The organism is Pantoea sp. SIMBA_079, from assembly GCF_046940275.1.
GTDB lineage: Bacteria > Pseudomonadota > Gammaproteobacteria > Enterobacterales > Enterobacteriaceae > Pantoea > Pantoea borealis.
Map to the genome: position 1 here is coordinate 1 of NZ_JAWRYR010000853.1, position 240 is coordinate 240.

Sequence of the window (240 nt, forward strand, 5' to 3'; positions counted from 1 at the left end):
CATCCACAACATGGCCGCATGGATGATCGACACTTTCGGAAACGAAGAACCGCGGCAACGCTTTCTGCCGAAGCTCACGTCGATGGAATCGCTTGCGAGCTATTGCCTGACAGAGCCCGGATCAGGTTCGGATGCTGCAGCGCTCAGAACACGCGCCACGCGCGATGGTGACCATTATATTCTCAACGGCTCCAAGCAGTTCATTTCTGGTGCTGGCGCAACAGATATCTATGTGACAAT

1 protein-coding gene is annotated in these 240 nt (G+C 54.2%); it reads left to right on the forward strand.

Annotated features, from left to right (window positions below; translation table 11 throughout):
- Nucleotides 1-22: 22 nt before the first annotated feature.
- Nucleotides 23-240, forward strand: a 218-nt coding sequence (locus tag SB719_RS22345; RefSeq protein ID WP_412160061.1) for an acyl-CoA dehydrogenase family protein, incomplete at its 3' end; no start/stop codon positions are given.